Here is a 13,879-nt window from a genome sequence, read left to right on the forward strand (position 1 = left end):
CTAAAGAATGAGTACTACTGCCACATATACGCATACAAAGTTGTTTAAACTGGAGAACGGGAAAAAACTACGCAAATTAGAAGTTGCTTATCAAACTTATGGCAAACTAAATGCGAAGAAAGATAATGCGATCTGGGTATGCCATGCACTTACAGCCAATGCTGATGTTTTAGACTGGTGGAAAGGACTTTTCGGTAATAACGATCTGTTTAACCCTGAGGAACACTTTATCATTTGTGCAAATGTATTAGGTTCTAATTACGGTACAACCAACCCGCTAAGTATAAATCCGGTAACGGGGCAACCCTATTACCTTGCTTTTCCAGAATTTACGATAAGAGATTTGGTAGCTGCTCACCGCCTGCTTGCAACACATCTTGAGATTCAACACATTAAAGTGTTAATTGGCGGTTCTTTAGGCGGACAACAAGCATTGGAATGGGCCATTACGGATAGCAAAAGCGTAGACAATCTAATTCTTGTAGCGACAAATGCAGTACACTCGCCATGGGGAATTGCATTTAATGAGAGTCAGCGTTTAGCCATCAGCACTGATCGTACATTTTACGCACAGCAGCCAGATGGTGGCTTAAAAGGGTTAAAGGCTGCAAGGAGCATTGCTTTATTATCTTACCGTACCTATGAGGCATATTCAGCTACACAATTAGAAAGTGTAAATGACAAAACGGGTTCATTCAGAGCTGCCTCTTACCAGAATTATCAGGGCGAAAAACTATGTAAACGCTTTAATGCCTATAGCTATTGGTACCTAAGCAAAGCTATGGACAGCCATAATGTTGGCCGAAGCAGAAAAAGTATTGTTGATGCCTTGGCATTGGTTAAAGCAAATACACTGGTAATAGGAATTGAAAACGATGTGCTATTCCCGCTTTGTGAACAAGAATTCTTAGCAAAGCATATTCAGGGAGCAGCACTCCAAAGTATTAGCTCTGCTTATGGCCACGATGGTTTTTTAATTGAGACAGACATATTAACCAACATTATTGGCACATTCTTAAAAGAAAGTGCCAATAAGAAAATAATTAAATTACATAAAACAGCATAGCATTTAGATGAGTAAGAAACTTAAGATCGGTTTATTTGGTTTTGGAGTTGTTGGACAAGGATTGCATGATATTATTCGCGGTCAGGACCTCAACCTTGAGATCGTTAAAATAGCTATTAAAAATCCTGAGAAAAAACGTAGCCTTGAGGCACATCTTTTCACCACAAATCATGATGAAATATTAGACAATAGTGAAATCAACACTGTAGTTGAATTAATTGATGACGCAGAGATTGCGTACAACATCGTTAAAAGAGCATTAATTAGCGGCAAAAATGTAGTTTCTGCCAACAAAAAAATGATTGCCACTCATCTGGCCGAACTGGTTGAATTGCAAGAAAAACACAATGCTTCTCTACTATACGAAGGTGCAGTTTGTGGCAGCATACCCATCATCCGTAATCTGGAAGAATATTACGACAATGAATTACTACACGGTATAAGTGGAATATTCAACGGGTCATCTAACTACATTCTATCGAAAATATTTAATGAAAATCTTGAATATGGCGTTGCATTAAAACAGGCACAAGATCTTGGTTTTGCTGAATCTAATCCTATTCTGGATGTTGGGGGCTATGATCCTAAATTTAAGCTGGCTATTGCGACTGCTCATGCTTACGGGTTATTTATTGATCCTAATAAGATACTCAATGTAGGCATTCAGAACTTATCAGAGCACGACATTAAGTATGCCAGGGAGAAGAACTTTAAAATTAAACTTGTACCTACTGCCCGTAAAATAAGTACCAAGCAAATCATTACTTATGTATTGCCAAAGTTTGTAAAATCTGATGATTTCCTGTTCAATGTAGAAAACGAATATAACGGTGTAACGGTTCAGGCCGCCTTTGCTGATAAGCAGTTTTTCTTTGGAAAAGGTGCCGGCGGACATCCTACCGGAGCAGCTGTTTTATCAGATATAGCTGCCTTAAGGTATGATTACCGCTATGAGTATAAGAAATATCATCAGCATAACGGATTAGTTCATACTGATAATGTAAACATTGAAGTTTACCTGCGTTACACCCATGAGTACACATTGGAAAAGCTTCAGATAGATAATATTATTGAGCGGTTCTCCCGTAATGATTACAAATATGTCATTGGAAATGTAAGCCTGAAAACTTTATTGGCTAACCGCGACCTTCTTGAGCAAAAGGATGTTTTTATTGCTCATACTGGTAGGTACACTTACACCGAACAGCAAATCCTAAAGGTTTCTGAAGAGGAAGTAATATTTAACTAGTTATTATTTTTGCTTTGTTTTGATAGTAAAAAGGCCCCTAATGGGGCCTTTTGCTTTATGTTGTTTTATATTTCTCTATTCAAATCCCAATTTTCAAGATAATCAGCTACCCTTCTTACAAAAGAGCCACCCAACGCGCCATCTACAACACGGTGGTCATATGAAAGCGAAAGGAACATCATATGGCGTATAGCGATCACATCCCCAAACTCTGTTTCTAATACTGCTGGTTTCTTTTTAATTGCGCCTACGGCTAAAATAGCTACCTGAGGTTGATTAATAATCGGTGTTCCCATTACATTACCAAAAGAACCTACGTTAGTTAATGTAAACGTTCCATTTTGCGTTTCATCAGGCTTAAGCTTAGAAATACGTGCACGTTTTGCCAAATCGTTTACCGATTTAGTTAATCCAACCAAATTAAACTGATCTGCATTTTTAATAACAGGAACAATCAGGTTGCCACTAGGTAAAGCAGCTGCCATGCCGATGTTAATGTCTCTCTTTTTAATAATCTGGTTTCCATTTATGGAAACGTTGATCATTGGATAATCTTTTATTGCCTTGGCAACAGCTTCTATAAATAAGGGGGTAAAAGTAATCTTTTCATTTTCGCGTTTTTCAAAGCTGCCTTTCACTTTATCACGCCATAAGACCAGATTGGTCACATCTGCTTCCACAAATGAGGTTACGTGCGCCGAAGTATGCTTACTCATTACCATATGTTCGGCAATTAATTTACGCATCCTATCCATCTCGATAATCTCATCACCGCCACTTATACTTGTCAATGGCTGAGATACAGGCTTAACAGCTTCTTCTTTAACAGACGCTTCAATTTTAGCTGTTTGCGGAGCAGGAGGTATTGACGATGCACCTCCTCTTTTATTTTGAATATAATTTAACAAGTCATCCTTAGTCAAACGTCCATCAGCACCTGTACCAGATATTGTATCTAATTCACTTGTTTCAATATTTTCCTGTGCGGCTATATTTTTTACTAAAGGAGAATAAAAACGATCAGAACCACTATCTTCTTTCGTAGCTTCCCCGGCATCATTTGACACCAGTTGTTCTGTTCCCGGAATACTTTCAATAATAGGCTGTTCCGCTGCTGGCATGGTAACCGGGACATCTTCTGTCGTTTCAGCGTCGGTTTCTATAATCGCAATTACTGTACCTACCTGCACAATTTCATCTTCGGTGAACAACTGTTTAATTAGCTTACCTGCTATTGGTGATGGAACTTCAGAATCAACCTTATCTGTAGCAATTTCCAGAACCGTATCATCCATCTCTATCATATCTCCGGGTTGTTTAACCCATTTAATGATGGTTGCTTCTGCAACACTTTCCCCCATTTTAGGTAACAATAATTCGTATTGAGCCATTTTTTATTTCATGATTGATATCGGATGCAAAAGTAAAGTATTTTGAACACTTAATCCCCATATTGGTTAAGTTCATTCAAAATCATGGTCAAAGCCGCTATGGCTGAACGTTCTATGTTTTGCGCTCTTTTATTTCCAAAACTATAAACCCTTGCCACAACGCGCTTACTACTCGCTACGGCAATCCACACGGTACCAACGGGTTTACCAGGCAGACCGCCATCCGGACCAGCAATTCCACTTACCGCTACAGCATAATCTGTTTTAAAATGATCTATTGCTCCCCGCGCCATTTCTTTTACAGTCTGTTCGCTCACTGCACCGTAATTATTTAGGGTTTGAGGGCTAACACCTAAAACTGATTCCTTAAGTTCATAAGAATAGACTACTGCCCCTCCAACATAAACAGATGAACATCCGGGATGTTGTGTAATCAAGTGGGCAATATAACCACCGGTGCAACTTTCGGCCGTCGAAAGTGTAAGCTTTCTCTCCTCCATTATATTTAGAATTGCCTTTTCAAGGGCAATATCCTCTTCTACAACAACGTTTTTCTTTACTTTAGCAATAATCTGCTGAGCATAAAGTTCTACCTCATTTTTCAGTATTACTTCATCAGTTCCTGTACTGCTCAATCTTAAACGTACCTGACCTAGTCTTGGCAGGTAGGCAAGTTTAATATGCTCAGGTAAGCTATTTTCAATATCTTCAATTTCAGCTGCTAAAAAAGACTCTCCTATATTAGCGGTAAGTATGGTTTTATGAACAATGAACGGAAGTTTAAATGCTCCTTTTAAGCGTGGAAGAATCTGTTCCTGCATCAGATACATCATTTCAAACGGAACCCCTGGCATAGATACAATGATGTTTCCATTATGCTCAAACCACATGCAAGGCGCTGTCCCGTTCTCATTTTTGATAACAGTACAACCCTCTGGAACATCGGCCTGTTTTATATTAGATTCAATCATTGGCCTGTTGTGTCTTTTAAAGATCTCAGTAATGTGGCCCAATGTATCCTCATCCCTCCTAAGTCCCATATTAAAATATTTAGCTAGGGTTATTTTTGTAATATCATCTTTAGTGGGGCCTAACCCACCAGTAATCAAAATCACTTTAGCTCTTTTTTCGGCAAGCGCTAAAGCTTCAGTTATATGATCAGCATCGTCAGATACTGAGGTAATTTGTTTTACTTTAATTCCTATCAGATTAAGTTCTTTGGCCATCCAGGCGGAATTGGTATCTACAATCTGACCAATAAGCATCTCGTCTCCTATCGTTATTATTTCAGCTAGCATAAATTCAAATATTAGAATCGGGTATAGTAATTCTTTCTCTTGCTCAGTTTTAAATCCTGAAGCACTGATGCTTTTACTTTGATGTCTACAGAATAAAACTGATACGCACCAAAAGGGATCCAGCTAAAGCTCATATCCCAGCAATGTAAATCCCGGTATATAGCCAAAGAGGTTTGCGAGAAGGTACTCGCCTTAAAATCCCAACCGGAGTTAAACTGGACTTTCCATTTCGGGGTAATGTTGGCATCACCATTAAAATTCAATGTATTGGTGATCGTTGAATTTTGTCCCAACCTGTCTGTATTGTAATTAAAAGTGTAGCTAAAGGCAAAGTTCCACGGAATTTTAAAATCCACAAATGCATTAGGGTCCCTGCTTACTTTAGCAAGTTCCTCTGACTGCTCAGGTGTCATACCTGTCTTAGCAGCTTTATCCTTTAAATTCTGTTCGTTTTCATTCTTCTTTTTTAAAGCCTCCGGATTTAAGCTATAATTAAAGGAGAAACCAAAATTAGTTAAACGAGGTAATTTACCCACATTCCAAACGTAATCATCGATCAGTTTCCTGCTCACCTTTCCTGTCAAAACATCTACAGTATCGGCATATCTATAGGGATCTAAAGTACCATAATAATTTATGCCCAACTTATCTGTAAACTGTGAACGTCCACTAAATCCAAGTGTCGATAGCTTAAAGCTTGGGGCCAGAAAGTTGTATGAACCGCTAATACTCAAACCCTGGATAATAGGAATTTTTTTATCGCCTTTTCCTGTAGTATCATTTGGAGTAAGCACCTTTGCCTCGACTGTATTGTCTAAACTAAATGAAATTGAGGCAGAGCGGCCAGCTCCCGGAAATCCATAAGGTGAGCCTTCAAAAATTGAATATTTTTGTTGCTGTCCGTCCGATCCAATTTTTGGAGTTCCGTCGGTATAGTAAGCGAGTTTATAATATCCTTTAGCTAAATCAGAAAAATCTGGTCTGTAGCTAAAGCTTACCTGAGGAGTCATCACATGCCTCAATGCCTTGAAATTACCAAACTTCGTAAACTGAGCCGTACTATAAATCTTTGTAGACACGCCCATGTTTAAGCTATACTCGCCATTGCGTTTAAAACCTGCAACCGTGTCAATTATCTCCTGGTCACTGTTGTTTAAAACCTTTAAATAAGATTTACGCACAGTTTGAAATTGCCATCTCTCCGTATAGGATACACCTGTATTGAAATTAAAATAATTCAATATATTAAAGGCCATATTTATAGGGATCTGGTGACTAACCCCATTTTTAAATTTATTAAGCGACTCTCTTTTAAATAGCTGATCCTCAGTTGTTGTAATCGTGTTACTAGCTTGCATACTATAACCAACCGTTATCTTTTGATACCATTTTTGTTCCCCTAACCTATCCTTTGAATCAAATGGATTAAAGGTTGGAACACTTAAACTTATGTCGGGTAATCTTAAGCTGACAGACTTATTTTGTGTTTCCTGCGAACCATCTGCCGCAACACCAAGGGTGATACCATTACCAAAAACACGACCATAAGATATTGATGATCTTAAGGTATTTTTAGTAAACTGGCTATAATCATAACTACTACCACCTGCCGTGTTTTCATTAAATGAACTCGTACCGGCGTCTACCGAAGCAGAAAATGTTGTACCGGGTTTGGCGTTTGCATTCTGACTGTGTGTCCACTGCAGGTTAAAATCCTTTCTTGGTGTATATTCAGGTGTACCTTCCAAACCGTACCTTGAATTTGAATATCGGAAATTTATGTTACCATTGTACTTATATCTCTTTGTATAATTAGAGAGCAATGAACCTTCGTATGAACCTCTGGTATAAATTGTAGCCAACATTTTTGCATCCCAGTAATCATTTAGACCAAGGTAATACCCCCCGTCCCGCAAAAAGAAACCTCTTGTATAATCTTCACCCGGACTTGGCAAAATGACTCCAGACGATTTTTTGTTAGGCTTGGGGAAAAATGCAAAGGGCAAGCCAATAGGTAAAGGAATGTCCTCTATTTTTAAATATACCGGACCGGTAATAATCTGATTTTCAGTCACAATACCCTTTGTAATATAAATACCAAAGTGTGGATGTGGTAAATTACAAGTACTATAGGTCTGTCCTTTACTGTGAATTTCATCATCCGGTTGCTTCTTTGCTTTACCTCCGGTAAAGAATCCTCCCTCCTGCTCTGTATATACGCCCCATATCCGACCAATACTGGTTTCTGTATTATAAAATAGTGAGTCTGCAAGAGATGTAGATTGCCCGGTCATTTTAACAATAGGTCTACCTACATATTTTCCTTTAGCATCAGTTCTTCCACTGGCATAAATCTCATTAGTTTTTGAATTGTAAGTAATATAGTCCGCATCAAGTTCAAAGTCTTGATACTTAACTCTGGCTTTACCATATAGATAAACCATTTCTTTCTCCTTATCAACAAAACTGGAATCCTGAGCAGAGTATTCTATTTTCTCACTGGCAATCGTATCTTTTGGCGCAGTTTGTGCGTTACCTTTCTTAGTAGTGTCTGCTTGTTTAATTACTTGTTGCCATGAAAAATTGTTCAAAGCGAGGGCTCGATTACCAACAGATGTTAATAAAACAATGAAGTTTAAAAAAATGATGTACCGTAAAAGTTTCAAATTCGTGTGTGAATGTTATTTTTGCATTAATGTTTAATCCAAAACGTTCAAAATTAATGAAAAATATACCATTGCTCAGACCAAATGCAATTTTGATTGCATTTATTTCTGCAGTTATTATTACTATATCTAATTATCAAGCATTTACGCAAGAATATAAAATAAAAACTATTGTTATTGACGCCGGTCATGGCGGAAAAGATGGCAGTACAAGAGGGCTCTACTCTACTGAAAAAGACGTAGCTCTTAAAACGGCCTTACATCTTGGTGCCGCTATTGAAGCGAATATGAAGGATGTAAAAGTAATTTATACAAGAACTGAAGATGTTTTTATCCCTCTTTACGAACGTATTGCTATTGCAAACAATGCTAAAGCGGATCTTTTCATTTCAATTCACTGTAATGATATGCCCGTATACAGATCAACTGTGGTAACAGGATATAGAAAAAATAGCAGGGGGAAAAGAATTCCAATAACCAGTACAGTTAGCAGAAAAAGTACATCCACAAGAGGTGTTGAAACATTTGTTTCAGGTATGGGACGTGTAAATGAACAAGACGAGGCTATTAAGAGAGAAAATGCATCAATATTCTTAGAGGAAAATTATAAAGAAAATTACGAAGGCTTCGACCCGAACAATCCTGAAAATTTCATTATACTTTCTCTAATGAAAAATACTTTCAGAACCCAAAGTTTAAAACTGGCTAAGCTGGTACAAGATCAATACGTTAATGTTGGCCGCATCGACCGTGGTGTTCAGGAAAAAAGCCTGGCAGTTTTAGCTCGCGCGGGTATGCCTGCCATATTAACCGAAATTGGTTTCATAAGTAACCCTGATGAAGAGGACTATATGAATTCTGAGGCCGGACAAAATGAAATAACCAATTGTCTGTTAAAGGCTATTGAAAACTACAAGAAAAGCATAGAAGGATAAATAATTGAATCAATAACTATTATTAGATGAGTGTAAAGAAAAATGCGACCCTGTTATTATTACTATGTTTATTTAGTTCACAACTAGTACTTTCCCAAACCTATAAAGTTAAAACCATTGTTATTGATGCCGGGCATGGTGGCACAAAACCCGGTGCCAGAGGAAGTTTTTCATTAGAGAAAAATGTAGCGCTAAAAGTAGCTTTAAAGCTAGGGAAAAAGCTTGAAGAAGAATTACCCGGAGTAAAAATCCTTTATACCCGAAAAACTGATGTTGATGTAGATTTCTACAAAAGAGCCGCCCTTGCAAATGACAATAAAGCCGATCTTTTCATCTCCATTCACTGTAACTCAATGCCCGATAAAAGGGTGGTCACCGGTTATACAAAAAGCAGAAGAGGCAAAAGGATCCCTAAATATTCCTATGTGAAGAATAAATCTACAAGTGGCACGGAAACATTTGTTGCGGGTTCCCACCGCTTAAATGAGCAAGATGCTGCAATTAGGGAAAATGAGGATATCAAACTTGAAAAGAATTATAAGCAGAATTATAATGGCTACGATCCTAATGATCCTGAAACATTTATTATACTATCTTTGTTCAAAAATATATTTAGGGATAAGAGTCTGAAATTAGCTAAATTGATTCAGTACAATTATACCCATGACGACAATAGAGTAAACAGAGGGATAAAGGAACAAGGACTTTTAATTCTTCAAAGATGCGGAATGCCTGCGGTACTAACAGAAATCGGATTTATTTCTAACCCTACCGAAGAAGAATATATGAATTCAGCGCGTGGACAAGAGGAAATTGTTAATTCAATTTACAAAGCAATAAAAACTTACAAAAAGGAAACTGAAACAAATTAAGTAAATACATACCAAGAACATACACTGAATGAAGATAGCAAATGAAACCAAAGTAGGCATATTAGCTGCCTTTTCTATAGCCCTGTTAATTATAGGCTATAATTTTTTAAAGGGAAATGCCATTTTTTCAAGTGAAACTGTTTTATATGCAAAATATTCGCGCGTTGATGGTCTTGCGGTATCAAAACCGGTTTTAATTAATGGTTATCAAATTGGCCGTGTAGATAAACTGGAATTACAAACAGACGGATCAATTGTTGCCACGCTCAAAATCAAAGGCAAGTACGAGATTCCAAGAAATAGTGTTGCCAAGCTTGAAAGCACAGACCTTTTAGGAAGTAAAGCAATTGTGATGGCGCTAGGTACGGGTAATGACTTCGCTCAGGATGGGGACACATTGAATGCAAATGTTCAAAAAGGAATTCTTGAAACAGTGCAGCCGGTTCAAAAAAAGGCTGAGTTAATTATTGGTAAAATGGACTCCATATTAACAAGTGTCAACTCAATCTTGAATCCCAATTTCCAAAAGAATGTTGATAAAAGCTTTAACAGCATAGCCTCTACCCTTTCTTCTTTAGAATCTACCTCCAAAAAGGTTGATAATCTTGTTGGTTCAGAAGGTACTCGTATATCTGCAATTCTTGCCAATGTAGAAGCAATTTCGGGCAATCTAAAACAGAACAATGCCAAAATATCTGCTATATTGAATAACATCAATTCAATTACTGATCAGGTAGCTGCAGCAAATTTCAAGCAAACAATAGATAATGCCAATAAAGCGGTTGTAGATCTTCAAACTATTGTAGGTAAAATTAACAATGGTGAAGGAACACTTGGCCTGTTAGTTAACGATACAAAAATGTACGACAACCTAAACAACGCGTCTAAAAGCCTTGATAACTTGATGATAGATCTGAAAGCAAATCCAAAACGTTACGTTCACTTCTCCATATTTGGTGGTGGCAAAAAGGATAAGTAATCAAATGGTATAGGTATTACCTTCTATTGCAAGTTCAGTGTTCTCAAAAACAGATTTCGCTTCATCTAAAAGCGGCTGCAAGGTCTTGTATCTCGACGAAAAGTGTCCAATAAGTAATTTTACAGCTCCGGTTATTTTAGCGATCTCACCGGCCTGTAAAGCCGTTGTGTGATGTGTTATATTTGCCCTATCCAGCATTTCATGTAAAAATGTAGCTTCGTGATAAAGCAAATCACAATCTGCAATGTTGCTAAAGTATCCTTGGTCAAACAAGGTATCAGAACAATACCCATATTTTTTAGGGGTATCAGAGTCAGTAGTATAATCCTTATTCAGGATAACTCTGCCGTCAGGTAAATTAAGGTCAACGCCCCTTTTTAGCAAAGGATAATACTCAATATCAATCTGCTCCTGTTCAAGTTTCTCAACAATGAGCTTACGTAGTCGTTTCTTTTGAGTGAACTTAAATCCTGTGCATGGAATTCTATGATTTAGAACAAAGCTATCAACAATCAGGTCAGCATTTTCAAAGATCTGAACAGATTCATTTGCCTGCGTTACCACAAACTCTATCGGATACCTGATGACCGTTTCTGAATATTTAAATTGAAGAGCCAGTATTTCCTGTAAAGGTTCCGGCGCAAAAATCTTAAGAGGCTTAACGCGTCCGTTTAAATGCAGACTGGAAAGCAAACCTATTAATCCAAAGTAATGATCGCCATGTAAATGGCTTATAAACACATAATCTATCTTACTGGCTTTAAAGCCGTATTTGATCAACTGCTGCTGAGTACCCTCGCCACAGTCAATCAAATAAAACTTTTCATTGCAATTTAAAAGCTGTGCTGTAGGATTTCTATTATATACGGGTGTGGCAGAGCTGCTCCCTAAAATAGTAATCTCAAATTTCATTAATCTTTATCTACGCTTCCCAACAACTCTTTTTCTATTTCTTCCATAAAGATTAGATCGGTTGCTTCATCAAGTTTTGACACAATTGTCAGAGACTGATCTAAATTGGACATCTCCAATATTTTAGCCACAACCTCATTTATTCCTGTTACGATAAACAGGCCATTAGATTTCTTACAAAGTCTGTCTCCAACAAGCAAACTGCTCAGATCCTGAGAATCATCACATTGCTTTATAGCCGATAAATCTAATACGATATTACGATACCCCTCTGTATTCAATAAGATGAATTCAGATTTCAATTTCGGTGTATTATCGTTCGTAAACTTAGATTCATTAAGCTTCAGAACAACATACTTTTCATGCTTATCTACTGAAAATTTCATGATATTGATTTATTTAGTTTGATTACGAATGTAGTTAAAATTCTCTGATTTATTTAATTATTGAAGTAGATTAGGTACCTACGCCGATAAGAGTTTACTTAAAGAATCACCTACATTTTTTTCTATTCTGCTAACAACATCAGCTGTCTCATTCTTCACAAACCGATCTCCTGTTATTTGTTCATAAAGCTCAATGTAACGATCAGATATAGAGTTCACAATTTCAGGAGTCATCCCCGGGATGGTTTGTCCATCCTTACCCTGAAAACCGTTTTCTATTAACCATTTCCTTACAAATTCTTTAGATAACTGCTTCTGTGGTTCATTCCTATCCTGCCTATCTGCGTAACCTTCTGCATAAAAATAACGTGAAGAATCAGGAGTATGGATCTCATCAATTAAATAAATATCTGAGCCAACTTTACCAAATTCATACTTGGTATCAACAAGGATAAGACCTCGCTCGGCAGCCATTTGGGTACCACGCTCATACAATGCATAAGTGTAATTTTCAAGATGAGTATAATCTGCTACAGATACGATGCCCTTAGCTAAAATATCTTCTTTAGAAATATCCTCATCATGTCCAACAGAAGCCTTAGTTGTGGGTGTTATCATTGGTTTAGGTAATTTATCATTTTCCTTTAAACCATCTGGCAAAGCCACTCCGCAAACACTACGCTTTCCGGCGCTGTATTCTCTCCAGGCATGTCCTGCTAAATAACCTCTAATTACCATTTCTACTTTAAACGGCTCACAAATACGTCCGATGGTAACCATTTCATCAGGTACATCAATAACCCAGTTCGGAACAATGTCTTTTGTTGCATCTAAAAATTTAGCCGCTATCTGATTCAATACTTGCCCTTTAAAAGGTATTGCCTCAGGTAAAACCACATCAAATGCAGATATCCTGTCTGTTACTACCATTGCCATAAATTGGTTGTTAATGGTATAAACATCTCTCACTTTTCCTTTGTAAAAATTTGTCTGCTTAAGGAAGCTAAAATTTGTTTCTTTAATTGCTGTCATGCTATGTGCTAAAAAGCCTTTATTGATTATTTAAATTACTGAATATCACCATAGGCTTTCAATATTCGTTTAACCAGTTTGTGTCTTACCACATCTTCACCTGTTAAATAAATAATATCAATACCTGGTATATCTTCAAGAATACGCAGTGCATTATGTAAACCCGACATCTGCTTTTTCGGTAAATCTATTTGTGTTATGTCGCCTGTTACAATGAATTTAGCTGATGGTCCCATACGGGTCAAAAACATTTTCAATTGCAAATCAGTAGAGTTCTGTGCCTCATCTAAAATTACAAAGCAGTTATCAAGCGTCCTTCCACGCATAAATGCAAGCGGAGCAATCTCGATAGTTCTGTTTTCAATATATAATTTAAGTTTTTCGGCAGGGATCATATCGTCCAATGCATCATACAATGGGCGTAAATAAGGATCAACCTTTTCCTTCAAATCTCCGGGTAAAAACCCAAGATTCTCTCCTGCCTCAACAGCTGGTCTGGTTAAGATGATCCGCTTGATCTCTTTATTTTTTAATGCTCTTACCGCAAGGGCGACGGCTGTATAAGTTTTTCCGGTTCCGGCAGGTCCGATAGCAAAAAGCACATCATTTTTATTAATGCTCTCAACCATCTTCCGCTGATTGGCGGTCCTTGCTTTTACCATTAAACCATTGGTACCAAACACAATGACCTCTCCGCCTCCCCCATTGCTTGCTTTTTCAGCAGCGGGTTCGTCGGCCGACGGTATTTTCTTTGAAACCAAAATAGATTCTACGTCATTTGCAGTTAAAGAGCTATACTTCTCTAACTGACTAATCAGCTGACCATACTTCTTTTCAAAAACCTTAAGTTCCTGTTCGTCACCTAGTACCTTTACTTCGTTTCCTCTTGCCACAATCTTTAATTTTGGAAAAGCACTTTTAACAAGCTCGTAATGCTCGTTATTAGCACCCCAAAATTGTACCGGATCTACCGATTCTAATGTTAATTTTAGTTCGTTCAAAATATTGTTTTTTAGATTGGAGTGTATATTTTGATTTAAAAATTGAATATTTGTACGCGTTTTACCACCTACGCAAGATTAAGAATAAATAT

12 protein-coding genes are annotated in these 13,879 nt (G+C 37.4%); 5 read left to right on the forward strand and 7 right to left on the reverse strand.

All coding sequences use genetic code 11. The annotated features are described in order from the left end of the window. The first annotated feature begins 7 nt into the window (after positions 1-7). Together AC6CH7_RS24725 and AC6CH7_RS24730 are read left to right on the forward strand one after the other, a co-directional pair. On the forward strand, positions 8-1,066 hold the full coding sequence (locus AC6CH7_RS24725; RefSeq protein ID WP_498265254.1) for a homoserine O-acetyltransferase family protein: 1,059 nt from the start codon (positions 8-10) through the stop codon (positions 1,064-1,066). 7 nt (positions 1,067-1,073) lie between these two features. Next, positions 1,074-2,315 (forward strand): homoserine dehydrogenase, encoded by a 1,242-nt coding sequence (locus AC6CH7_RS24730; protein WP_498265255.1) that lies wholly within the window; start codon positions 1,074-1,076, stop codon positions 2,313-2,315. 65 nt (positions 2,316-2,380) lie between these two features. Here AC6CH7_RS24730 and AC6CH7_RS24735 read toward each other — a convergent pair whose 3' ends face one another. Genes AC6CH7_RS24735 through AC6CH7_RS24745 form a run of 3 tightly spaced genes read right to left on the reverse strand, consistent with a single transcriptional unit; the run spans position 2,381 to position 7,595 of the window. Then, positions 2,381-3,706, reverse strand: a complete 1,326-nt coding sequence (locus AC6CH7_RS24735) for a dihydrolipoamide acetyltransferase family protein (RefSeq protein ID WP_498265256.1) — start codon at positions 3,704-3,706, stop codon at positions 2,381-2,383. A gap of 50 nt (positions 3,707-3,756) precedes the next feature. Further along, entirely contained in the window at positions 3,757-5,004 is a 1,248-nt protein-coding gene (locus AC6CH7_RS24740; protein ID WP_498265257.1) for a competence/damage-inducible protein A, read from the reverse strand. Between the two features lie 11 nt (positions 5,005-5,015). Further along, the gene (locus AC6CH7_RS24745) at positions 5,016-7,595 is read right to left on the reverse strand and encodes a putative LPS assembly protein LptD (protein WP_498265258.1); all 2,580 of its coding nucleotides are present in this window, start codon (positions 7,593-7,595) and stop codon (positions 5,016-5,018) included. Between the two features lie 131 nt (positions 7,596-7,726). On the opposite strand from AC6CH7_RS24745, the gene AC6CH7_RS24750 reads away from it, so the two are divergent. The 3 genes from AC6CH7_RS24750 to AC6CH7_RS24760 are packed head-to-tail and all read left to right on the forward strand — an operon-like array spanning position 7,727 to position 10,456. Beyond that, entirely contained in the window at positions 7,727-8,605 is an 879-nt protein-coding gene (locus AC6CH7_RS24750) for an N-acetylmuramoyl-L-alanine amidase family protein (protein WP_498265259.1), read from the forward strand. A gap of 26 nt (positions 8,606-8,631) precedes the next feature. Further along, positions 8,632-9,477, forward strand: a complete 846-nt coding sequence (locus AC6CH7_RS24755) for an N-acetylmuramoyl-L-alanine amidase family protein (RefSeq protein ID WP_498265260.1) — start codon at positions 8,632-8,634, stop codon at positions 9,475-9,477. Between the two features lie 28 nt (positions 9,478-9,505). Further along, on the forward strand, positions 9,506-10,456 hold the full coding sequence (locus tag AC6CH7_RS24760) for an MlaD family protein (protein WP_498265261.1): 951 nt from the start codon (positions 9,506-9,508) through the stop codon (positions 10,454-10,456). On the opposite strand, the gene AC6CH7_RS24765 is transcribed toward AC6CH7_RS24760, so the two are convergent. From AC6CH7_RS24765 to AC6CH7_RS24780, 4 genes are all read right to left on the reverse strand, one after another. Further along, positions 10,457-11,368, reverse strand: a complete 912-nt coding sequence (locus tag AC6CH7_RS24765; protein WP_498265262.1) for a ribonuclease Z — start codon at positions 11,366-11,368, stop codon at positions 10,457-10,459. It lies immediately after the preceding gene. After that, entirely contained in the window at positions 11,368-11,754 is a 387-nt protein-coding gene (locus tag AC6CH7_RS24770; RefSeq protein WP_048904961.1) for an STAS domain-containing protein, read from the reverse strand. The genes AC6CH7_RS24765 and AC6CH7_RS24770 overlap by 1 nt, the downstream gene beginning before the upstream one ends. 78 nt (positions 11,755-11,832) lie before the next feature. After that, a complete protein-coding gene (locus AC6CH7_RS24775) occupies positions 11,833-12,786 on the reverse strand; it encodes a phosphoribosylaminoimidazolesuccinocarboxamide synthase (protein WP_498265263.1) in 954 nt (317 codons plus the stop codon). Positions 12,787-12,821: 35 nt separating this feature from the next. Next, positions 12,822-13,787 carry a PhoH family protein gene (locus tag AC6CH7_RS24780; RefSeq protein WP_498265264.1) on the reverse strand — a complete coding sequence of 322 codons (966 nt, stop codon included), beginning with the start codon at positions 13,785-13,787 and terminating at the stop codon, positions 12,822-12,824. Positions 13,788-13,879 lie beyond the last annotated feature (92 nt).

Source organism: Pedobacter sp. GQ55, assembly GCF_059758925.1.